This is a genomic window from Enterocloster citroniae (assembly GCF_040545455.1).
Lineage (GTDB): Bacteria > Bacillota > Clostridia > Lachnospirales > Lachnospiraceae > Enterocloster > Enterocloster citroniae.
Genome location: NZ_JBEPLZ010000004.1, coordinates 110,350 through 133,102 on the forward strand (window position 1 = coordinate 110,350; position 22,753 = coordinate 133,102).

Annotated in this window: 17 protein-coding genes; 14 read left to right on the forward strand and 3 right to left on the reverse strand. The window is 52.1% G+C overall.

All coding sequences use genetic code 11. The annotated features are described in order from the left end of the window. The first annotated feature begins 55 nt into the window (after window positions 1-55). A complete protein-coding gene (locus ABID13_RS06435) occupies window positions 56-1,753 on the forward strand; it encodes an ammonium transporter (protein ID WP_048930443.1) in 1,698 nt (565 codons plus the stop codon). 62 nt (window positions 1,754-1,815) lie between these two features. On the opposite strand, the gene ABID13_RS06440 is transcribed toward ABID13_RS06435, so the two are convergent. Continuing rightward, a complete protein-coding gene (locus ABID13_RS06440; protein WP_048930444.1) occupies window positions 1,816-2,700 on the reverse strand; it encodes an MBL fold metallo-hydrolase in 885 nt (294 codons plus the stop codon). A 216-nt stretch (window positions 2,701-2,916) separates the two neighbouring features. Between ABID13_RS06440 and ABID13_RS06445 the strand changes: the two genes are divergently transcribed. From ABID13_RS06445 to ABID13_RS06460, 4 genes are all read left to right on the forward strand, one after another. Continuing rightward, window positions 2,917-3,795, forward strand: a complete 879-nt coding sequence (locus ABID13_RS06445; RefSeq protein ID WP_007865030.1) for a DUF368 domain-containing protein — start codon at window positions 2,917-2,919, stop codon at window positions 3,793-3,795. 10 nt (window positions 3,796-3,805) lie between these two features. Continuing rightward, the gene (locus ABID13_RS06450) at window positions 3,806-5,719 is read left to right on the forward strand and encodes a PrpR N-terminal domain-containing protein (RefSeq protein WP_048930445.1); all 1,914 of its coding nucleotides are present in this window, start codon (window positions 3,806-3,808) and stop codon (window positions 5,717-5,719) included. A 258-nt stretch (window positions 5,720-5,977) separates the two neighbouring features. Further along, entirely contained in the window at window positions 5,978-6,862 is an 885-nt protein-coding gene (garR, locus tag ABID13_RS06455) for a 2-hydroxy-3-oxopropionate reductase (RefSeq protein WP_045092214.1), read from the forward strand. A 22-nt stretch (window positions 6,863-6,884) separates the two neighbouring features. After that, window positions 6,885-7,784: a dihydrodipicolinate synthase family protein gene (locus ABID13_RS06460; RefSeq protein ID WP_048930446.1), complete on the forward strand. Its 900-nt coding sequence runs from the start codon at window positions 6,885-6,887 to the stop codon at window positions 7,782-7,784. A 54-nt stretch (window positions 7,785-7,838) separates the two neighbouring features. On the opposite strand, the gene ABID13_RS06465 is transcribed toward ABID13_RS06460, so the two are convergent. Further along, entirely contained in the window at window positions 7,839-8,762 is a 924-nt protein-coding gene (locus tag ABID13_RS06465) for a LysR family transcriptional regulator (protein WP_048930447.1), read from the reverse strand. Between the two features lie 218 nt (window positions 8,763-8,980). Here ABID13_RS06465 and garD point away from each other — a divergent pair, with 218 nt between their 5' ends. Beyond that, window positions 8,981-10,498: a galactarate dehydratase gene (garD, locus tag ABID13_RS06470; protein ID WP_048930448.1), complete on the forward strand. Its 1,518-nt coding sequence runs from the start codon at window positions 8,981-8,983 to the stop codon at window positions 10,496-10,498. A 75-nt stretch (window positions 10,499-10,573) separates the two neighbouring features. Here the strand turns inward: garD and ABID13_RS06475 are convergent, their stop codons facing one another. Then, the gene (locus ABID13_RS06475) at window positions 10,574-11,482 is read right to left on the reverse strand and encodes an AEC family transporter (RefSeq protein WP_048930449.1); all 909 of its coding nucleotides are present in this window, start codon (window positions 11,480-11,482) and stop codon (window positions 10,574-10,576) included. 199 nt (window positions 11,483-11,681) lie between these two features. Between ABID13_RS06475 and ABID13_RS06480 the strand changes: the two genes are divergently transcribed. From ABID13_RS06480 to ABID13_RS06515, 8 genes are all read left to right on the forward strand, one after another. Then, window positions 11,682-13,118: a D-alanyl-D-alanine carboxypeptidase family protein gene (locus tag ABID13_RS06480; RefSeq protein ID WP_045092212.1), complete on the forward strand. Its 1,437-nt coding sequence runs from the start codon at window positions 11,682-11,684 to the stop codon at window positions 13,116-13,118. Window positions 13,119-13,245: 127 nt separating this feature from the next. Then, a complete protein-coding gene (locus tag ABID13_RS06485; protein ID WP_007864959.1) occupies window positions 13,246-13,896 on the forward strand; it encodes a precorrin-2 dehydrogenase/sirohydrochlorin ferrochelatase family protein in 651 nt (216 codons plus the stop codon). Then, complete coding sequence (hemC, locus tag ABID13_RS06490; RefSeq protein ID WP_048930451.1) at window positions 13,889-14,797, forward strand: hydroxymethylbilane synthase; 909 nt, start codon at window positions 13,889-13,891, stop codon at window positions 14,795-14,797. The genes ABID13_RS06485 and hemC overlap by 8 nt, the downstream gene beginning before the upstream one ends. A 1-nt stretch (window position 14,798) precedes the next feature. Then, window positions 14,799-16,352: a uroporphyrinogen-III C-methyltransferase gene (gene cobA, locus ABID13_RS06495; RefSeq protein WP_048930452.1), complete on the forward strand. Its 1,554-nt coding sequence runs from the start codon at window positions 14,799-14,801 to the stop codon at window positions 16,350-16,352. Window positions 16,353-16,433: 81 nt separating this feature from the next. Beyond that, a complete protein-coding gene (locus tag ABID13_RS06500) occupies window positions 16,434-17,078 on the forward strand; it encodes a hypothetical protein (RefSeq protein WP_082082550.1) in 645 nt (214 codons plus the stop codon). Between the two features lie 76 nt (window positions 17,079-17,154). Then, window positions 17,155-18,534, forward strand: coding sequence for a Wadjet anti-phage system protein JetA family protein (locus tag ABID13_RS06505; protein ID WP_048930453.1), 1,380 nt, complete (start codon window positions 17,155-17,157; stop codon window positions 18,532-18,534). Beyond that, complete coding sequence (locus tag ABID13_RS06510; protein WP_048930454.1) at window positions 18,534-19,331, forward strand: DUF4194 domain-containing protein; 798 nt, start codon at window positions 18,534-18,536, stop codon at window positions 19,329-19,331. Before ABID13_RS06505 ends, ABID13_RS06510 begins: the two co-directional genes overlap by 1 nt. Then, window positions 19,318-22,740, forward strand: a complete 3,423-nt coding sequence (locus ABID13_RS06515; RefSeq protein WP_242849276.1) for an ATP-binding protein — start codon at window positions 19,318-19,320, stop codon at window positions 22,738-22,740. The genes ABID13_RS06510 and ABID13_RS06515 overlap by 14 nt, the downstream gene beginning before the upstream one ends. Window positions 22,741-22,753: the final 13 nt, after the last annotated feature.

Consider the following 22,753-nt stretch of genomic DNA (forward strand, 5'->3'; position numbering starts at 1 on the left):
GTGCCATCCGGCACCGTCATCCCCATCAAAAACAAACCTCAAGGAGGAACGTATTATGGATTATTCAGCAGTTAATACTATCTGGGTCCTGCTAGGCGCAGCTCTGGTGTTTTTTATGCAGGCAGGTTTTGCAATGGTAGAGACCGGGTTTACAAGGGCTAAAAATGCAGGAAACATCATCATGAAAAACCTGATGGACTTTGCCATCGGTACCCCGCTGTTCTGGCTTACAGGCTTTGGCATCATGTTTGGGGGCACAGGCGCACTGGTGGGAGGATTGGATCCGCTGGTAAGAGGCGACTACAGCGCGGTCCTTCCTTCAGGGGTGCCCCTTCCCGCCTTTCTGATCTTCCAGACTGTTTTCTGCGCAACGGCTGCAACCATTGTGTCGGGAGCCATGGCAGAGAGGACAAAATTTATTTCCTACTGTATCTACAGCGCAGTGATCAGCGCAGTGGTATATCCTGTATCCGGCCATTGGATCTGGGGCGGCGGCTGGCTGGCCCAGATGGGATTCCACGATTTTGCAGGTTCCACTGCGGTCCACATGTGCGGCGGAGTGGCTGCCCTCATAGGGGCAAAGATCCTGGGGCCCCGTATCGGGAAATATGACAAGGACGGGAATCCAAAGGCGATCCTGGGCCACAGCCTTACACTTGGAGCCCTGGGAGTGTTCATTCTCTGGTTCTGCTGGTTTGGCTTTAACGGCTGTTCCACGGTTGCCATGGACAGCGATGCTGCCGTGTATTCAGCGGGCAATATCTTTGTAACCACCAACCTGGCAGCGGCCACGGCCACGGTAGCCACCATGGTCATTACCTGGATCCGCTACAAAAAACCGGATATTTCCATGACATTGAACGGTTCCCTGGCAGGCCTGGTTGCCATTACGGCCGGATGTGACCTTGTAACCCCTGTGGGAGCCTTTTTCATTGGCCTGATCGCCGCTTTTGTTGTGGTATTCGGCATTGAGTTCATTGACAAGGTGTGTAAGATCGATGATCCTGTGGGGGCCATTGGGGTCCATGGAATGTGTGGTGCTGCGGGAACTCTGCTTACCGGGGTATTTGCTGCCGAGGGCGGCCTGGTATATGGCGGCGGCGCAGGATTTCTGATGATCCAGTTCATCGGCGTGATCGCTGTCATTGCATGGGTTACCGTAACCATGTTCGTCACCTTTAATGTCTTAAAGCACACCATCGGTCTTCGGGCCAGCTGGGAAGAGGAGACTAAGGGGCTGGATGCTACCGAACACAACCTGACCAGTTCCTATGCGGATTTTATGCCCATGGTATTCATGGGCAAATCACAGGAATCAGAGCCTTCCCAAGGGATCTCCATGGAAAAATCCGTTACCGTGGAACATTTCCCCGAATCCAAACCGGCTTCCACAACAGCCAAGCTGACAAAAATAGTCATGGTATTTAACCAGGCCAGATTTGTGGCCCTCAAGGATGCCCTTTCCCAGCTGGGAGTGACCGGCATGACCATTACCCAGGTCATGGGCTGCGGCACCCAGAAGGGCCATGCCAATTATTACAGAGGCATAAAGATAGAGGAAGTGGCCCTTCTTCCCAAGATCAAACTGGAAGTAGTGGTGAGCAGGGTTCCGGTGGAGGACGTGATCGCCACGGCAAAAAAAGTCCTGTACACAGGAAATATCGGAGATGGAAAACTGTTTGTATATGATGTGGAAAATGTGATCAAGGTGCGTACCGGCGAGCAGGGATTTGACGCACTGCAGGGTGAATAAGAGGTCCGGTGATCACACATCCAGACCGCTTAGATTAGACCGTTCAGATTAGACCGCTCAGATCACACGGACCAGATGATCCTGTTGTCCTGTACGTATGCCTGCAGGAGCCCCGTATCCTTCAGCCAGGCCAGGTAGGAGCGTATGGTGGAGCCTACCAGCACATGCTGCTGGAAGTTCATGGTCAGGCCGTAGTAATCAAAAACAGCTTTTAAAACCGACTCAAAGGTCTGCGGGGCAGCGCACAGCTCCAGCAATTTGGCCGCGATTTCATGGACGCACTGTTTATTGTACTCGGCCAGACTGCGGATGCTGTCGGTCGCCTCCGCATGGGCGGGAACAAAAAGGGCGGCCTCCATGGTCATGACTTTGTCAAGGGTCTCCAGATAGGAAGCCACATCATATATAAACGATACCTTGTATTTGTCCAGGGTGGCGCGGCTGCTCAGGCAGTCAGCCAGGAATAGGGTGCCATCAGGGATGCGCACCCCCACCATCTGGAAAAAATGGCCCGGAAGAGGAATGATCTCCAGTTCTCTCAGGGCCTCGTCTTCATACAGGGAATCCATGTCGCTCACCTGGCTGCTTGGGGCCATAAGAAATTTGTGGCGCAGATCCGCAAAGGGATAACCTCCGTAAAGAAATGCTGGTTCCAGTTCCGGGTAAGCGGTAAAGGCAGCCTCCACACCTTTTGCATACACCTTGCAGCCTGTCTGCTGCTGGAGATACCGGTTGCCTCCAATGTGGTCTGCATTGGAATGGGTGTTGATGATGGCGTGAAGCTGCCAGCCCTCCCGTTCCAGAATCTGGCGGACCTTTCGGCCGGCATCCTTGTCATTTCCGCTGTCAATGAGACAGACCTGAGTATCGTTTATTTTAAAAACACCTATTTTAGCAGGACAATTAATATAGAAGCTTCTGGGTCCCGCCTGGATCAGCTCATACATGATGTTACCTCCTTGCATTCTCAGCATTACATTCTTTGCATTACATTCTTTGCGTTACATAATCAGGGTTACATTTTTAGTGTTGGTTTCCAGCATAAATTAGCACTATGATACCACATAAAAGCTGAAAAAGAAATAAGATGACTTTATATTTTACTTGAATTTCCCCATAATTCATGTATAATTGTTGAAAGAAATCGACAGGAGGAAATACATGTGCTTTTAAACGGTATCAGAGGGTTCTGCATGGCCATGGCGGACAGCGTTCCGGGGGTATCTGGGGGAACCATTGCCTTTTTGCTTGGGTTTTATGATGAGTTTATCAATTCGCTTAATGATCTGATGGGAAAGGATAATGCCAGGCGAAAACAGGCATTTATCTTCCTTTTTAAGTTGGGCATCGGGTGGATTCTGGGTTTTTGCCTGTCCGTCCTGGTACTTTCAGGCCTGTTTCAGGATTATATTTATGAAATCAGTTCCGTCTTTATGGGACTGACCCTGTTTGCGATCCCCATGGTCATCAGGGAGGAAAGGCATTCCATGAAGGGAAGATACGGCAATCTGATCTTTACCTTTGCAGGGATGGCTTTGGTATTCTGCATTTCGTATTTTAACCCCGCCGGCGGGCAGGGGATCAATGTTTCAGTGGAACATCTGTCCCTGGGACTGGTCGTCTATGTGTTCATCACCGCCATGGTGGCCATCACCGCCATGGTGCTTCCGGGAATTTCCGGTTCCACACTGCTTCTGATTTTTGGTATCTATGTACCCATCATAGGGGCTGTAAAAGAATTTCTTCATATGAACCTGAATTACGTGCCCATTCTGGCGGTGTTTGGTCTGGGTGTCATCACAGGCATTGTGGGGATCATTAAACTGATCAAGCTGTGCCTTGAGCGCTACCGCTCCCAGGCCATCTATACCATCATAGGCCTGATGATAGGCTCACTTTATGCCATTACCATGGGACCCACAACCTTGGACGTGCCCAGGGATCCCATGGGTCTTGACACGTTCAGGATCCTGTTCTTCCTTCTGGGCGGCCTGATCCTGGCCGGACTGGAGTTTATGAAGACAAGACTGGAGAAGCAGTAGAGGAGGACTTATGGGGAAAATCGTTCTTCTGGTGCCCAGGGAGGAAATGCTTTACCAGGCCCACAATATCCTGCAGGAAAAGAAATACGCCATCAGTGACATGCGGATGATCCAGACAGAGAACGCAGTGGTGGAGGCCAGAAGCGCTATTGCTGCCGGGGCTACCATCATCATTGCCAGGGGACTCCAGGCTTCCATTATCAAGCAGTACACGGATATCCCTGTGGTGGAGATCGTGGCAACCGCCCAGGAGATGGCCCTTTTGGTGGTCAAGGCAAAGCAGATCGTGGGTAAGACAAAACCGATCATTGCCGTGGTAGGTGTGAAGAATATGTTCTGTGATATGACGTATTTTGAGACCATCTATGACATCAAGCTGCGCACTTACTTTGCATCCAACGGGGCTGGACTGGAAGAACAGGCCAAGCTGGCTATGGAGGAAGGCGCCGACCTGATGATCGGCGGGGATGTGGCTGTGGCCACGGCAAAGGAAGCCGGTTTTCCCTCCCTGTTTCTTTCCATGACCGAGGATTCCCTGCGCATGGCATTTGCCATGGCGGAAAGCATGGACTTTGCCATGGGCGCTGAAAAGAGGAGCAATGCCCAGATCGAAGCGCTTTTGGATTATTCCTTTAACGGTGTGGTAAACATGGACAGGAATGGTGTCATTACCACGGTCAATCCTGTGATGAGGGATATCCTGGGACCCGAGGGCGAGCAGATCATAGGCCGGAGGATGGAGCAGGTATTCCAGGATATCGACCAGGGAAAACTGGTCCGGGTGCTGGAAGGGCGGGATGAAAGCTATTCCTCCTTTATGCAGGCTAACGGCACCCCTGTGTTTGCCATCCTTGCACCTGTCAGGGTGGGGGATGAGGTGGAAGGCGCCATCCTTACCTGTCACAAGGTAAAGCGCCAGAGACCGGTAAAAGAGCGGGATCACGCGGACGGAAACCATTTGAAGCATCACGGCCTGATCGCCAGGGGCAGCTTTTCATCCCTGGTCCAGAACTCCAGGCCCATGCAGGACTGTATCCATCTGGCAAGGCTTTACTCCCAATCCCAGCAGCCGGTGCTGATCCTGGGGGAGACCGGAAGCGAACTGCGCCTCATGGCAGAGAGTATGCACAATGCCGGCCTGTATAATGACGGGGCGTTTTTTTCCCTCACCTGCAACGGCCTTTCCGGGGAAGAGCAGCATGATATGATCTTTGGCGATAAGGGAGCGGTGTTTCTGGCCAATGAGGGAACCATTTACATGGAAGATGTGGAACATCTCTCCCTGTCCAGCCAGTATGGGCTGTACCAGCTGATCCGCTACAAAACAGGGAGCAGCAGGGACGTTGCGGGAACGGTGCATTTTCACATCCGCATCATGGCATCCAGCACCCTGCCTTATACCAGGCTTTGGGAGATGGTGGAGGACGGCAGGTTCAGAAGGGACCTGTTCTATCTGCTGTCTGGACTTAAACTTCAGGTGCCCCCTCTCAGGGAGCGCCCCGAGGATCTGGAACAGCTGATCGAAGACCTTTTAAAAGAGTCCTGCGACCAATATTCCAGATATCATGTGCTGACAAAGGGGGCACGCCAGTGCCTGAAGGAATATGGCTGGCCCGGCAACAGGATCCAGCTGGATTCCTACATGAACCGTCTGGTGCTCACCGCTGGAAAAAGAAGCATTGACGAGATCCTGGTGCGTGCCATGTTGGAAGAGTTGTATCCCCCGAAAGAAATCTCCCCTCCCGGTGAGTATGAAAAGGAAGATCGGCCGGCAGGTCTTATAAAACCTGTGCAGAGCGAGGAGGAGAGACAGATCCGGACCGCATTGGCAAAATGCAGCGGAAACAGGGAACGCACTGCAAAAAGCCTGAAAATCAGCAAGGCCACTCTTTGGAGGAAGATGAAGAAGTATAATATCGAGTAAGTATGATATGGGACTGAAATGAAATAAAATTAAAATATATTTGAAACTACTATTTCATAATTGAATCATTTTTTGAAAGACTGGACGGCTTGTATATAAAAAGCCGTCTTTTTTATTTACAATGTCAATTGTAGAAAAAGAAACGGTCAGATATAATGTGGTCATAGGTCAGGGATATCCTCAGCAGCAAGGGCACACACGCCTTCTTGTCCGCCAAGGGTATGAATGGCCAAATTGAATGAAAGGTGAGGTAATGAAATGAAAGTAGGTTTTATCGGATTAGGCATTATGGGAAAGCCAATGAGCAAGAATTTATTAAAAGCTGGTTATGAGCTGGTTATTTTTGATTTTAACAAGGACGCAGTGAACGAGGTGGTAGGCTGCGGCGCTGTAGCTGCCGCCAACGGCAAGGAGGTTGCCGAACAGTGTGAGGTAGTGATCACCATGGTTCCCAACTCCCCTCATGTACGTGCTGCCGTACTGGGTGAAAACGGTGTTGCAGAAGGCGCAAAGCCAGGAACAGTTGTAATTGACATGAGCTCCATTGACCCAACTGAGAGCAAGGCCATCGGCGCTGAACTGGCCAAGCTGGGAATCGATATGCTGGATGCACCTGTTTCCGGCGGAGAGCCAAAGGCCATTGACGGTACCCTGTCCGTTATGGTGGGCGGCAAAAAGGAACTCTTTGACAAGTATTACGACATGCTCATGGTTATGGCCGGCTCTGTTGTATATGTGGGTGAGCTGGGTTCAGGCAATGTTGCCAAGCTGGCTAACCAGATCGTGGTTGCCGTCAATATCGCTGCCGTATCTGAAGCCCTTACCTTTGCAAAAAAGGCTGGAACAGATCCTGAGTTAGTATACCAGGCGATCAGAGGCGGACTGGCAGGCTCCACTGTTATGGATGCAAAGGCACCTATGATGTTGAGCAGAAACTTCAAACCCGGCTTCCGCATTGAACTGCATATTAAGGACCTGAACAACGCGCTGAACGCAGCCCATGCCATCAGTTCCCCGGTTCCCTTAACAGGACAGCTGATGGAGATCATGCAGGGCTTAAAGGCTGACGGCTACGAGAAGGAAGACCACTCCAGTATTGTTAAGTACTACGAGAAGATCGCCAATACCACAGTTGAGTCATAATCACCCCTAAAGGAGAAGCGTCATGAATACAGATTTTATCAAGGGTGTCATTGTCCCCATTCTCACTCCTGTCAATGAAAATGAGTTTATTGACGAGGCAAAGCTGAGAGATCAGGTTAACTATGTGATCGAGGGAGGCGTACTGGGTATCCTGGCATTTGGCAGTAACGGAGAGTTCTATGTCATTGAGGAAGATGAGATGGAGCGCGGATTAAAGATTATGATCGACCAGGCGGCCGGCCGTGTACCTGTATATTTTGGAATCGGTGCGATCAGCACCAAAAAGTGCTGCCGCCTTGCTCAGATGGCGGTGCGGTGCGGTGCGGCCGGCATTTCCGTGCTGCAGCCCATGTTCTTAAAGCCAACTGAGGATGAGCTGTATCTGCATTTTAAGACCATTGCCGAAACAGTGCCTGAGACACCCGTACTGCTGTACAACAATCCGGGCCGGGTAAACTATACCATGTCCGGCAAGCTGGTGGAGCGCCTTGCCCATGAAGTTCCCAATATTGTGGGAATGAAGGATACCAGCGGCGACATCACCCAGACCTCTGAGTTCATCAGGCGGACAAGGGATGTGGGCTTTAAGGTGTTTGGCGGAAAGGACACCCTGTTATACGCATCCATGTGTCATGGCGCAGTGGGCGGCGTGTGCACGGCGGCCAATTTCATGCCTGAACTGATCGTGGATGTTTACAATAAGTATGTGGCCGGCGACCTTCAGGGTTCCCTGGAAGCACAGTTTAAGCTGAATCCCGTAAGACTGTCCATGGACGGAGCCAGCTTTCCCGTGGCGGCAAAGGATATGGCCAATCTGAGGGGAAGGGACATTGGTCTTCCCTATAAGCCCAATCTGGCAACACCGGAAGGTCCTGTATTAGACAGGATCAAGGCTGAAATGAGAGCTGCCGGCCTGATCTAAAGGCTGCTTCACAAGGGCTTTGCAATGCCCGCTTTATATTATAGTCGGCAAGGTTCACTGTGTGGCCGTTATCTTGTCCCCCCACTGCTCCTTCATCAGATCGATGAAGCTGCGGGCCGGGCGGCTGAGGTAGCGGCCCTTTTTGTAACTGGCCGTAAACTGCCAGGTTGGGCGGGAGGGCAGGTGGAAACAGCAGAAATCCTGGTCCAGGTCCTTTACATAGTAGTAGGGCAGGATGCCGCAGCACATGTTGGCCCGTATCATGGAAATAATGGTATGGTTATTGCCTGTCTCAAACAATACCTGGGGGCTGAAGCCGGCTTCCGCGAAAATGCGGTTGAGCATGGTACTCATGGTAGAGCGGCGGTCCATGAGCACAAAGGGTTCGTACTCAAGCCTACGGATATCCATGGTGGCATAGTCCTCCCCCTCTTCGGGCCGGGTGCCGGCCAAGGGATGTCCTGCCGGGATCACCAGGAACAGCTCCTCGTCATAGATCGGTTCATACAGATCATCGCTCCTGTCCTTGTCCGTTAATGTGAGAAACGCAAGATCCAGATCGCCCATGGAGATCAGTTTCTGGAGCTGCTTGACAATGCCCTCCACCGGTTCAATGATCACATTGGGATAGAGCTGGTGAAAGGTTCCGTACACCCGGGTAAACATATTGATCCCCCTTCCGGCCGTAAAGCCCACGGCCAGGTGGCCGCATCTTCCGTCTGACAGATCGTGGATGGTCTGATACGTTTCCCGCTTCAGGCGCATGATCTCCTTGGCGTTCCTGATATAGATCTCACCGGCTTCTGTCAGGTGCCAGTTGGTACGGGAACGGTGGAAGAGGGGGGTTCCCAATTCATTCTCCAGCTTGATCAGCTGCTGGTTTAAGGCGGACTGGGTGATAAAAAGCTTGGCTGCTGCGTGGGTAATGTTATTTTCTTCCGCTATCTTCAATATATATTCAATCTGTCTTGTGTCCATATGATCTCCTTTTATGAGAGCAGGATGGTTTCCTGCACAAATATCCTTTTGCATCAGTTTCATTTTACATCAGTTGATCAAGGCGGGCAACAGGTAATAGTAATTTTTTTAAGAGTAAACTTAAATCTAATAATTTTACTTATGAGTGATCCGTTGCTATAATGAAATTAATTCATAAGTGTACTCCGGGAGTGCACATAAACTAAAGGAGGAAAAAAATGAGCGTTCCCTTATACATTAAAATCAGCGGCAAAGACAATGTGGCTATTGCAGTCAATGACATTCCGGCCGGAACCCAGGTCATGGACGGTGTGGTTGCGGAGCAGGATATCCCCCAGGCCCATAAGATCGCCCTGTGCGATATCCCCAAAGACGGCAGGATCGTCCGCTACGGGGTGGTGCTGGGCTATGCCATCGACCCCATAAAAAAGGGCCAGTGGATCAATGAAACCATGCTTAAGCTGCCCACCCCGCCATCCGTGGACGAGATGACCTTTGCCACCAACCTGGTAACGGACCTTCCTGATCCGCCGGTCGTGACATGGGAAGGGTATGTAAATCCCAACGGAGGGTACGGGGGCACCAGGAACATTCTTGGGATCAGCACAACGGTGCAGTGTGTGACAGGAGTCCTGAACGTGGCTGTGGAGCGGATGAAGCGGGAGCTTCTGCCCAAATATCCCAATGTGGATGATATTGTCCCCATCAACCATGCCTACGGCTGCGGCGTTGCCATCGGCGCACCTGAGGCCAAGGTTCCCATACGCGCCCTGAGAAACCTTGCAAAGCATCCCAACTTCGGCGGGGAGCTGATGGTGGTCGGCCTGGGATGTGAAAAGTTCACAGTGGAAATGCTGCTGGATGAGGCTGACATTTCCCCGGAAAACGTGATCATCCTCCAGGAAAAAAAGGGATTTGACGACATGATCAGCTCCCTGATGGAAATGGCTGAGAAAAAGCTGGCAAAATTAAACCGGAGAACCCGCCAGACCCTTCCACTCAGCGACCTGCTCATTGGTATGCAGTGCGGGGGCAGTGATGCTTTTTCCGGAGTCACCGCCAATCCTTCTGCCGGATACGCGGCAGATATGCTGGTAAAAGGCGGCGCCACGGTTCTCTTCTCTGAAGTCACGGAAGTCAGGGACGGAGTCTATCTTCTGGGTGAGCGCTGCGTCAACAGCGAGGTTGGCAAAAAGCTGGCTGACGAGATGAAGTGGTATGACCGATATCTGGAAAACGGACAGGTGGACCGAAGCGCCAACCCCACTCCCGGAAACAAAAAGGGAGGGTTGTCCAACATTGTGGAAAAGGCCATGGGCTCCATTGCCAAGTCAGGCACGTCCCCCATTGTGGAGGTGCTGTCGCCGGCGGAAAAACCATCCAAAAAGGGACTGATCTATGCGGCCACACCGGCCAGCGATATCGTATGCGGTCCCTGCCAGCTGGCCAGCGGGATCGGCCTTCAGGTGTTCATGACAGGCCGCGGAACCCCCTATGGCCTGGCGGTCGCTCCTGTGATCAAGGTATGTTCAAGAAACGACATGAAGATGCAGTGGCAGGATCTCATTGATGTGAACGCAGGCCCCATTGCCACCGGTGAAGCTACCATCCAGGAGATCGGAACACAGTTGTTCCACGAGATCATTGACGTGGCCAGCGGCAGAAAGCAGAGCTTTGCCGAGAAATATAAATTATATAATGACTTCTGTATTTTTAATCCCGCGCCCATCACCTGATAAAAACATATTCATATAACCAAAAGCCCTGAGCGTAAGGAACACACTCAGGGCTTTTTAGTGCGCGGACATCCGTTACAAAAGCAGCATCAGAAGCGGTATGGTAACCAGGGACAGAAGGGTGGTTGTCACAATACATCTGGAGGCATAATCCTCGTCCGCCCCATATTTAGCGGCCAGAAGAGCGCTGGTGCTTCCCGCAGACATGCCTGTAAGGATCAGGGAGACCCCGGCCAGCATGGGTTCCACCCGGATCAGGTTCAGAATAACCAGAGCCACCAGGGGAAGGGCGATCAGACGTACAAATGCCAGATAAAACAGGCTGGGCTCCAACAGCTTTTTCCAGGGCACGCCAATGAGCATGGTCCCGATCACCATCATGGAAAGGGGTGAGGTGACGGCGCCTATATTGGCAATGGCAGTGTCCAGAAAGCCGGGAACCGGAAACCCGCTCATCCGCCGTGCCAGTCCCAAAAATACAGTGATGATACATGGATTCAGCAGGATATTGCGGCATTTTGTCTTAAGATCAGCGGTGGTGAACACGGACAGCCCTGCGGTCCACATAAAGATACGGTTGGGGATAATAAAAATGGAGGCTGCAAATAATCCGTCATTTCCGTAAACCGAAGCGACCATGGGCATTCCCAGAAATCCTGAGTTGTTGACCAGAGTACAGTACTGGAGGATGCTTTTCTTTTCCAGGGGATACCGGTTGTAGATCACCTTTCCCAGAAAAAAAGAGAGGATGGAAATACAGAAGGCCACCACCAGGATCAGAGCCGTCTGCATCAGGACCTCCGGTGTCAGCGGCTTGTTAAAGGAGTTGAAGATCATACAGGGAAGGGTGATCTTAAGGATCAGGTCCACCAGTTTCTTTTTCGTCTCCTGGTTGATGATATGTACCTTCATACAGTACATCCCCACTGCCATATAAATCAGAAGAATCAGCTGAGCATTCAGCATTTTAGTAAAATTTTCCATGCCACAAGACCTCCGGTGCGTCAATGTACGGTACACAGGCATTGCATACCAAGTATAAGTATACCTCAGATACGGTTGGATGGCTAATTAGTTTTTTAAAGAGAGAGAATAAGAAATTTTAATTCATTGACAGCGGCCCCTTATTAAAATATAATCATGTGTAGACTGTTTTATTAAGAGAGTAAAAGAAGAGGTACATATGCATCGTTTATCATACATTATCGTAAGTCTCGTCATGGTGTTATCTTTGTCGACCGTAACCGCGTTTGCAAAGCCGGACTGGCCCACTGACACAGGGGTACAGTCGGAGGCCGGCATTGTCATGGACATGGATTCCGGAGCGGTCCTGTTTGCCCAGAACATACATGAACAAAAGATCCCGGCCAGTATCACCAAACTGCTCACCGCCCTGGTGGTCATTGAAAACTGTGACAACCTGGACGCTCCTGTGACCTTTTCTCACGATGCGGTGTACAACATAGAATCAGGCAGCGGCAATAAACTGGCGTTGGAGGAGGGGGATGTGCTCAGCGTAAAGGACTGCCTTTACGTCATGCTCCTGCAGTCTTCCAATCAGGCCAGCAATGCTCTGGCCGAGTACATCGGAGGCAGCCGGTCCGGGTTTGTGGATATGATGAACCGCAAAGTGGCTGAGCTTGGATGTCAGGAAAGCCATTTTGCCAACCCCTCGGGGCTGAACGATGACACCCAGCGCACCTCCGCCTACGACATGGCTCTGATTGCAAGGGAGGCATTTAAGAATCCCACCCTTCTGGAGATCAGCTCCACAAAAAAGGCTTCCATCCCGGCAACCATCAACAACCCGGACGGAAGGACGTTTTCCATGGAACACAAGCTTGTTATAACCGAGGACGAGAGCAGCGAGGAGTATTATCCCGATGCGGTTGCCGGTAAAACCGGGTGGACCTCCCAGGCCGGCCAGACCCTTGTCACATACGCCAGGCGGGATGGCCGCAGCCAGATCGCGGTTACCTTAAGGAGTACCCAAAAGACCCATTATTCCGACACTAAGACAATCATGGATTTCGGGTTTGCAAGATTTAAGAATGTCGGCATAGCTGACAATGAAACAGACTATGTAACAGGGGATGCATTGGTCACCATCGGTTCCGAGACCTATGAACCCGGCCAGCTCTATATTGACAAGGCAGCCGTGATCACCCTTCCCAATGATGCCCAGTTTGTGGACGCACAAAAGCAGCTGGTCACCGACCTGCCGTCCGACCATCCCGAAGGCGCTGTGGCTAAACTGTCTTATACATACAATGAACGAAAGATCGGGGATGCCTGGCTTTTCACCACCAGGGAGCAATCCGTAAACACGGCCGCCCCACTTCCTTCCCAGGAAGAGCCGCAGACCCAGGATCCCCAGGTTCCCGACAGCAGCGGTGTTAAGATCCCCACCCCGGTGTTTATTGTGGGCGGCGTGATCCTTGTCCTGGCAGCGCTTGCAGCCATCGGCTTTTTCTGGATCAAAAAGCGGCAGGAGGCGGAACGCCAGCGCCAGCTCAGACTCCGTGAAAAGCGCAGGCAGAGACTGGCTGATATCGGATTCACGGAAGAAGATTTTGAGCGCATCCTGGAGGAGCGGAGAAAGCAGCGCGACATGGATTAATACAAGTGTATGACGCTACCAAATGAGACGCGGACAGCATGGACCAACTTCTGTCTGCGTCTCATTCAATGTCTTTGCAGGAAGCGGGACAGGAGACAGATATGGGATTGATGGAGGAGGTAAGGAAATGGCATATTTTCCGTTTTTTGCAGATATAGAGGGAAAGAAATGGCTGATCGCCGGAGGAGGCGGGGTATCCCTGCGCAAGGTCAGGGACCTGCTGCCCTATGGCGCCATCATACGGGTGGTGTCCACAGACCTGTCCGCCGGTCTGTTGGAACTGGGTGCGGATCCTGTTTACAGGGGCAGGCTTACCCTGTCCCGCCGGGCATTTGAGGACGGGGATCTGCTGGATGCTGACTTTGTCATAGCGGCTACCAGCGACCAAGCACTGAACAGCCATATATCCGCTGTCTGTCATAGACAGGGGATTCCGGTCAATGTGGTGGACGTAAAGGAGGAGTGTTCCTTTATCTTTCCCTCCATTGTGCGGGACGGCCCCGTGGTGGTGGGCATTTCCACCGGAGGCGCAAGCCCTGTGATCGCCAGATATCTGAAGGCGCGGATCAGCCGGATCCTTCCGGACAATCTGGGGGATCTTGCACAGCAGCTGAGCGGATACAGGGGGCGGATCAAGGCCCTGTTCCCCCATTCCCCAGAGGTACGGTCCGGTCTGTTCTATGAACTGGCGGAGAAAGGCTTGGAAAACGGCTGCAGGCTGACACCTGAGCAGGCAGAAATCATTATTAACAGAAAGTTGGAGCAAGAACATGAGTAAAGTCGTCCGCATCGGCACAAGGAAGAGCGCGCTGGCCCTGATCCAGACACAGCTGGTGGCAGAGGAGCTGAAGCAAGCCTGTCCGGGGCTTGAGATAGAGGTGGTTACAAAGGACACGCTGGGAGACAGGATCTTAGACAGGCCTCTCCAGGAATTTGGCGGCAAAGGTGTGTTTGTGTCAGAATTTGAGCAGGCCATAAAGGCGGGGACCATTGACCTGGCCGTACACAGCGCAAAGGATCTTCCCATGGAGCTGGCGCCCGGACTTTGCATTGCCGCCGTCTCTCACCGCGAGGACCCCAGGGATGTGCTGGTAACCATGAAAGGGGCCATGGAGACAGGAAAAGAAATCATAGGAATCGGTACCTCCAGCCCCAGAAGGCAGCTGGAAGCCATGGAAAACCATGAGATTTTATGGCCTGGTTCAAAGGGAGTGCAGTGCGGCATTCTCAGGGGAAATGTACACACGCGGTTAAAGCGCCTGGAGGAAGGCTCCTTTGACGGTATCATACTGGCGGCCGCGGGTCTAAAGCGCCTGGATCTGCTGGGGCATGACGGATACGATTTCCGTTTCCTGCGGCCGGATCTGTTCATACCTGCCGGCGGCCAGGGGCTGATGGCCGTGGAAGCCAGGGAGGGAAGCGAAGCAGCCGCTCTGTGCCAAGCCATGGATCACCGGGAGGGGAGGCTGTGTCTGACCCTGGAGAGGGCAGTCCTCCAGCTTTTAGATGCCGGCTGTCATGAGCCGGTGGGAATCTTCTCACAGCTGTCCGGGGAAAGAATGAAGGTTTGGGGAATCAGCCGCAAGAACAATATCACAAAACGCGCCTGCCTGGAGGGGGGCATTACCCCCCGGGAGATACGGCAAATGGCGGAACAGGCCGGAAAGGAGCTTGGCTGATATGAAGAAACAGGGAATAGTGTACCTGGTAGGGGCCGGACCGGGAGATCCGGGCCTTATGACCATAAAGGGCCGGGAACTTCTGGCTTCCTGCGATGCCGTGGTTTACGACCACCTGGCCTCAGAGCATTTCCTTGGCTGGGTCCCCGGGACATGCCGGAAACTTTATGTAGGAAAGCAGGCGGGACGTCACTCCATGAAACAGGAGGAGATCAATGAACTGCTTGTAACGCTGGCCTTATCCGGGCTGACGGTGGTAAGGCTTAAGGGCGGCGATCCCTTTGTGTTCGGCAGAGGCGGGGAGGAGATCCTGGCCCTTGAAGCCCATAAGATCCCCTATGTGGTTGTCCCCGGCGTCACCTCAGCCGTGGCAGTCCCTGAGTGTGCGGGAATTCCTGTCACCCACCGGGCGGTAAGCCGCAGCTTTCATGTGATCACCGGACATATGAGGGAGGGCGGGGAGTGCCTGCCCCCCGACTTTGAGAACTATGGCTCCCTTCCCGGCACCCTGGTATTCCTTATGGGTCTGGGGCAGCTGCCCGCCATCACACAGCGTCTGATCACCGGGGGCAAATCGCCGGATACACCGGCCGCCGTTATTGAGAGGGGAACCCTTCCCGGCCAGCGCGTGGTCCGGGCCGCCCTGTCCCGCCTCCACGATGCGGTCCAAAGAGAGGGTATCCGCACCCCTGCCGTTATTGTGGTGGGGGAGACGGCAGCCTATGATATGAAGTGCAGCGCATTAAGGCCCCTTTCCGGGATCCGGGTCGGTATCACCGGCACGGAACAGTTTGCAGGCAGGCTGACCCGCGCACTTGAAGCCCAGGGCGCCCAGGTTTCATGGGTTCTGGACATGAAGGTGATCTCCCATGCCGAAAGCGCTCCCATGAAGGATGCCTACAAAAACCTGGAGCAATATACATGGATCGTGTTTACCAGCGCCAATGGGGTAAGGTTGTTTTTCCTGGGTCTGCGGGCTGCGGGCAGGGATTACAGAAGCCTGGGGCATGTCAAATTCGCCGTCATCGGGGAGGGGACCGGCCGGGAGCTGGAGAGGTACGGGTTCCAGGAGGATTATATGCCGGATTCCTATTGCGCCGAAGCGCTGGGACAGGGGCTCTGCGGCATCCTCACACCAGCGGACCGGCTTCTCATCGCACGTTCAAAGGGAGGTTCCCCTGTGCTGACCCGGCTGCTGGGCCAGGCGGGGATCCTGTTTGACGACATCCCATTGTACGAGGTAAAGGGCAGTTCTGTAAATGACAGTTCTGTAAATAACAGCCCTGCAAATGACAGCCCTGCAGATAAAACCGAAACGCTGGACTACCTTACATTTGCCAGCGCTTCCGGGGTCAGGGCTTATTTTGAACGCATGGACTCCATTGGCATGCCATCCTGGCTGCCGGATGCAAAGATGGTCTGTATCGGTGATATCACAGCCCGGGAGCTGGAACGATCCGGACATAAGGCCCACATCACGGCTTCCAGCTACCACATCGGCGGACTGGTGCAGGCGATCATTGACCATGCGGCTCTCTCATCATCTAAATCGTAATAAATATTAAGGTTAGGATAAAGACTTTGTCCATTTAAGCTGATATAATTTTTATATCTGGTTTTACGGGGGAATAAGGACATGAATACAGTAAAAAGGACAAAGTTAAAGGGAAAACATACTGCCTGGATCCTCGTTTTAGCGCTGGCCTGTATCCTGACAGCCGCTGCAATTTGGATGACCCATAGGGGAAAGGGCGGGATCCAGATTGCCGGTGATGCTTATTATGCCGGCAGTTTTCCGTTAGAAGGGTATTTTGATTACCATCAGATGGATAAAAAGTGGGCCGGGAACCCCCTTGGGGAGGCCAGGGACACCATGGGTTCCTCAGGCTGCCTGACCTGCTGCATCGCGGCATCCCTAAAGGGACAGGGCATTTACGATTACACGCCGGGACAGTTAAACCAGCTGTTCAATGACCACGGGGTCTATAATGAAAGCGGCGCCATTATCTGGAAAAACCTGGAGGAAGCCCTTCCAGGCGTAACCGTGGACCTGGACGGCCAAATGTCAAGTGCGTTCATCAACCGTATGATAGAACAGGGGAAATACCCCATTGTAAAGGTAAGGCGCAAAAGCGGCGCCGTACATTGGATCATGCTCACGGGAACAGAGGAAGATTCCTATGACATCACTGCCATGGATCCCATTGACGGATATGTCCACTTAAGCGATTACGCAAACACAATTTACAGTGTCCGTGTGGTAACAGGAGGATTTTACTGATTGTCACATAGGCTGTTTCCTGCTATAATAGTACGGAAAACCGCTGTCAAAGGCAGGTTGTTACCGGAGGATTAAGATGATACTTATGAATGAAATACCGGACCGGTTTTGGAGCTTATTCCGCTCTATAAACCGGTCTACTTATATTGAAGCGCTATTAAAAATCAATGAGGAATATGAGTACAGCAACTACTTTCTCAGCAGGGAAATGTGCATCCAGCTTCTCAGCGAATATTTTTCCAGAAAAAAGTATGTCCTATGGCAGGACGAGACGGAAGATGACTGGGATACCCTTGAGCCCCCAGCCACCAGGGTCCTGAACTGGCTTTTGAGAAACGGCTGGCTGAGGAAAGTGGATGATTATGCCAATATGACCGTGAATATTGTCATCCCCGATTATGCGGCTGTTATGATCGAAGCATTTGCAAGGCTTGCAAGGGATGAGGAAGATGAGACGGAAATTTATATCCAGAATGTCTATGCCATTCTATTTTCTCTGAAAAATGATCCCCGGTCCAGTATAACCCTTCTCAACACCGCGCTGGTCAATACAAAGAAGCTGAATAAGTCTCTGCAGGATATGCTCCATAATATGGACAAATTCTTCGGCAGCCTTTTGGAGCAGAAAAATTATGAGAGCCTGCTTAAAGAGCATCTGGACCGCTATGTGGAAGAAATTGTAAACAGAAAATACCATATCCTTAAGACTTCCGATAACTTTTATCTGTATAAAACAGATATCAAACGCTGGATCACAGCCATGCGCCAGGACGAGGAATGGATCGGGCAGATGTGCGCAAGGCCCGCTGGTTTCTTTGTGCGGAAACCCTCCAATGTAACCGAGGCAGAAGTCATGGAAAAGCTGGATCAGCTGGAACGCGGCTTTGACGACATAGAGCACCGCATTGCCAACATGGACAAGGAACACACCCGCTATGTGCGGGCCACGGTTACCAGGCTCAACTATCTCCTGAACCAGGAGGATAACATGAAGGGACTGGTGGTGCAGCTGCTGAACCATTTATCGGAATATGACTGTCCCCAGGAGGATGTATCATCCATTGGGGCCAGGATGAACCTGTCCCAGGTAAGTATTTTATCGGAACGATCCCTGTACAAAAAGCGCAGGACAAAGACGGATTTTAAAGAACAGTTAAAGGACGAGGCCCTGTCCAGGGAGCTGTCCATGGAGGAGGTCCTGAACCTGAACAAGGTAAAGAACCGCTACAGCAGAAAAGAGATCGAAGGCTTTATTGAAACCCATATGGAGAACGGGATCATGGCAGTGGACAAGGATACTGTTTCCAATGACGAGGAGTTTGAAAAGCTGATCCTGGCTTACGATTATTCCACCCGCTTAAAAAGCGCCTATGAGGTGGAGGACCAGGAACCGGAGATGATACACAACGGCAGATACACCTATCCGGGCTTTGTATTTGCAAGGAGGAAAAAATAATGCCATTTGACATACCCTATTATGACGGCCTGATGCAGGAAGAACAGGCCCAGGTCACAGGATCCATACGCCTTTTGCTCCACCAGACATTTATCCTGGAGCGCAAATTTGACAGGCGCACCTGGCGTTTCCAGTATAACCAGGAGTTCCGCGCCTGCAACAAGCATCTGGAATTTATCAGGAACTATTTTGCGGTCAGCGGGGTCGAAGTTCAGGAGAACAGCCAGCTGGGCCTTATCTATATCCAGGGAGAAAATCTCATCGGAGATAAGCTGCCCAAGCTGGCCACTCTCTATCTGCTGGTGCTGAAGCTGATCTACGATGAGCAGATGGAGAGCGTGTCCACCAGCGTCAATATCTACACTACCCTGAGGGAGATCCATGAAAAGCTGGGCAGCTACCGTCTCTTTAAAAAGCAGCCCTCCCCCACGGACATCCGCAGGACAGTCACACTTCTCAAAAAATATCAGATACTGGAGCCACTGGACCTGCTGGAGGACTTAAACAGCGACAGCCGCATGATCATCTATCCCTGCATCAACGTGGTGCTTATGGGGGATGATGCCAGACAGCTGCTGGCATCCTTTGATGAGCGGCAGGAGGATGAGGGCGTACAGGGAAAAGCGGACCTTCCGCTTGAGGAACCTGATGTGACGGAAGAAAGCGAATTGGAAGAAAATGAACTTGAGGAAAATGAACCCGAAGAAAATGAACCCGAAGAAAATGGACCCGAGGAAAATGGACCCGAAGAAAAGAACATAGAGGAGAAAGGAGCGTCAGACAATGGAATTGACTGAAATAAACCGGACAGCCCAGGAACATTCCCCTGCTCCACAGGAAGGGACCCCAGGAAAAAGCCGCTTCCTTGCCCTTTCCAGGATCTGTCTGAATAACTGGCACTATATCAGCAGGCGCACCCTCTCCTTTAATGAAAATATCAACTTTTTCACCGGCCATTCGGGAAGCGGCAAATCCACGGTCATTGACGCCATGCAGATCCTTCTGTACGCCAACACGGACGGGCGTGGGTTCTTTAATAAAGCGGCGGCTGATGACTCGGACCGAAGCCTGATCGAGTACCTGAGAGGCATGGTCAACATTGGGGACAACAATGAGTTCTCCTATTTGAGGAACCAGAACTTCAGCTCCACCATTGTGCTGGAGCTGAAGCGCAGTGATACAGGTGAATGCCAGTGCGTGGGGATCGTATTTGACGTGGAGACAGCCACCAATGATATCTCGCGGCGTTTTTTCTGGCATAAAGGCCCTGTTTGGGAAAATGAATACCGCACCGGAAAAAGGACCATGTCCATTGCGGAAGTGGAGTCATACCTTCAGTCCCACTACAACAAAGAGGAGTGCTTTGCAACCTCCCACAATGAACGGTTTCGCAGGATCCTTTACGATACCTATCTGGGCGGGCTGGATCCTGAGAAATTTCCTCTTCTGTTCAAACGCGCCATTCCCTTTCGCATGAATATCAAGCTGGAGGATTTTGTGAAAGAATATATCTGCATGGAAATGGATATCCACATTGAGGATATGCAGGAGAGTGTGATGCAGTACGGGCGCATGAGGAAGAAGATCGAGGATACCTGTGTGGAAATACGGGACCTGGAGGAGATCCGCCAGGCCTTTGCGTCCTATGAGGAAAAGGAAAACCAGATCAAGAAATGCACCTATTTTGTGAAAAAGCTGGAGATTCTGGACCTCCAGACCCAGGTCAGAACTCTGGCCGACAAGCTGAATCTTGCCAAAACAGACCTGCTGCGCCAGGAGGAGGCAAGGGCGGGCGTGGAAACACAGATCGCTGACCTGACGGAACAAAGCGATGACCTGCTGCGCCGGATTGCATCCACCGGGTACGAGGACCTGAAGCAGCAGGCGGAGAGTCTGAACGAGCTGCTGGAGCGCCTGGGAAAAAGTGAAGCCAGGTGGCAGCAGACCACACAGGCGTTAAAATGCTGGGAGGAGGAGGATATCACCTCCAATCAAACCCTTTGGGATATTGAGGAATTTGAAAACCGCACCATTGATGAACACACTCTTTGCCGGTTAAAGGAGTCCATTGGCTCCATGTGCACCGACACGGAAAAGCAGCGCCAGGAAGCGTCCTCTGTGATCCGGGACCTGAAAAACAAGGAAAAGCAGACTAAGGATGAGCTGGAGAAACTGCGCTCCGGAAGCAAGGCATATCCCAAATATCTGGAAAACGCCAGAACCTTCCTGCAGCGCCGTCTGCTGGAGGAGACGGGAAAGGGCGTGGATGTCCATGTTCTGGCCGACCTTTTGGAGGTTAAAAATGCCCAGTGGCGCAATGCGGTGGAGGGCTATCTGGGCAGCCAGAAGCTGAGTCTTGTGGTGGCCCCGGGGTATGCCAAAGCTGCCCTGAAGATCTACGGGGAACTGGACAAAAAAGAATATCACAGCGTGGCTGTGCTGGATACGGAAAAGATTTCGGGAAGCCAGCACGCGGTGCTGCCCAATGCGTTGTCCCGGGAGGTAACGGTCAGGGAGTCCTACATACAGCCCTACATGGATCTGCTCCTGGGCAAGGTCATCAAGTGCCAGACCATAGAGGACCTGCGTGAGTGCCGCATCGGCATTACGCCGGACTGCATGCTGTATCACAGCTACCGGCTGCAGTATATCAATCCGGATCAATACAGCAAATTTGCCTACATTGGCAAGGACAGCATGAGACGGCGCATCCGCCTTCTGGAGCAGGAACTGGAATCCCTGGGCGTCCAGAGAAAGCCCCATGAAGAGGTGGTCAGGGAATGCCAGCGCATCCTCACCCTGGAGCAGCTATCACTGGAGCCTGGAGAGTACATGGAGTGGCTTAAGGATATCGGTTCCTGGAATGAAAAACAGCGCGAGAAAAAGCGGATCCTTCAGAAACTGGAGAAACTGAAGGTTCAGAACGTGGACCAGCTGGAGCAGGAGAGAAAGGCTGTGGTCAGCCTGTGCGATGGCAAAAAGAGGGAGCGGGATGAGCTGCTGAATATGATAAGGGATAAGGAAAATGAGATCAGCCGTTATCAGAATGCGGCCATTGCCCTGAACGTGACCCTGACGGACCAGGAACGGGGATGGGAGACAAACCACGATTTCGAGTCCCAGCTGGCCGGATACCTCTCGTCCAAGGACCACCCCAGATATGACAGGGAAAGGGAGAGTTATGCCGCCAGATGTGTTAAGCTTACGGAGAGCAGGGACACGGCCTTCCAAAACCTGATGACCGTACGGACCGATTACCTGAGGCGCTATCCCAACCGAAACTTCCCGGTCAACACAAAGGACAACCAGGCCTATGACCACCTGCTAAAGAGCCTGTCCTGCGACCACCTGGACGAGTACAGAAAAAAGGCGGCCGAACAGGCCAGGGCAGCGGTGGAGCATTTTAAAAATGACTTTATGTACAAGATCCGAAGCGCGATCCGTGAAGCCATGCTGCGAAAGGACGAGCTGAACCGTATCATCAGCCGCCTGGATTTTGGAAAGGATAAATACCAGTTTGTCATTGGACGCAACAGGGGGGCGGACGGCCGGTACTATGATATGTTCATGGACGAGTCCCTGGAGGTAAACCCCTCCGAGCTGGCGGATTCCTTTGATCATCAGATGGACCTGTTCACCGCACAGCACGAGAACCGGTACGGGGAGCTTATGGGAGAACTCATAAGCATATTCATCTCTCCGGAAAACGCCAATCCCCAGCAGATGGAGGAAGCCAAGCGGAACATGGACAAATATGCCGATTACCGCACTTACCTTTCCTTTGACATGCAGCAGCTGATCCAAAACGAGGATGAGGTCATCAAAATACGCCTGAGCCGGATGATCAAGAAGAATTCAGGCGGAGAGGGCCAGAACCCGTTATATGTAGCTCTTCTTGCCAGCTTTGCCCAGGCCTACCGCATCAATCTCTCCCCCAAGATGGAACGCAATCCCACCATCCGCCTGGTGGTGCTGGATGAAGCGTTCTCCAAAATGGATGCGGAGAAGGTGGCCAGCTGTATTGAACTCATCCGCGGTCTGGGATTCCAGGCCATCATAAGCGCCACCAATGACAAAATCCAGAACTATGTGGAGAACGTGGACAAGACCTTTGTGTTTGCAAATCCCAATAAAAAGTCCATCTCCATCCAGGAATTTGAGAGGGAGCGTTTCCCGGAGCTGATAAAAGATTTGGAAGAGGAATAGGAAAGTATTGCAA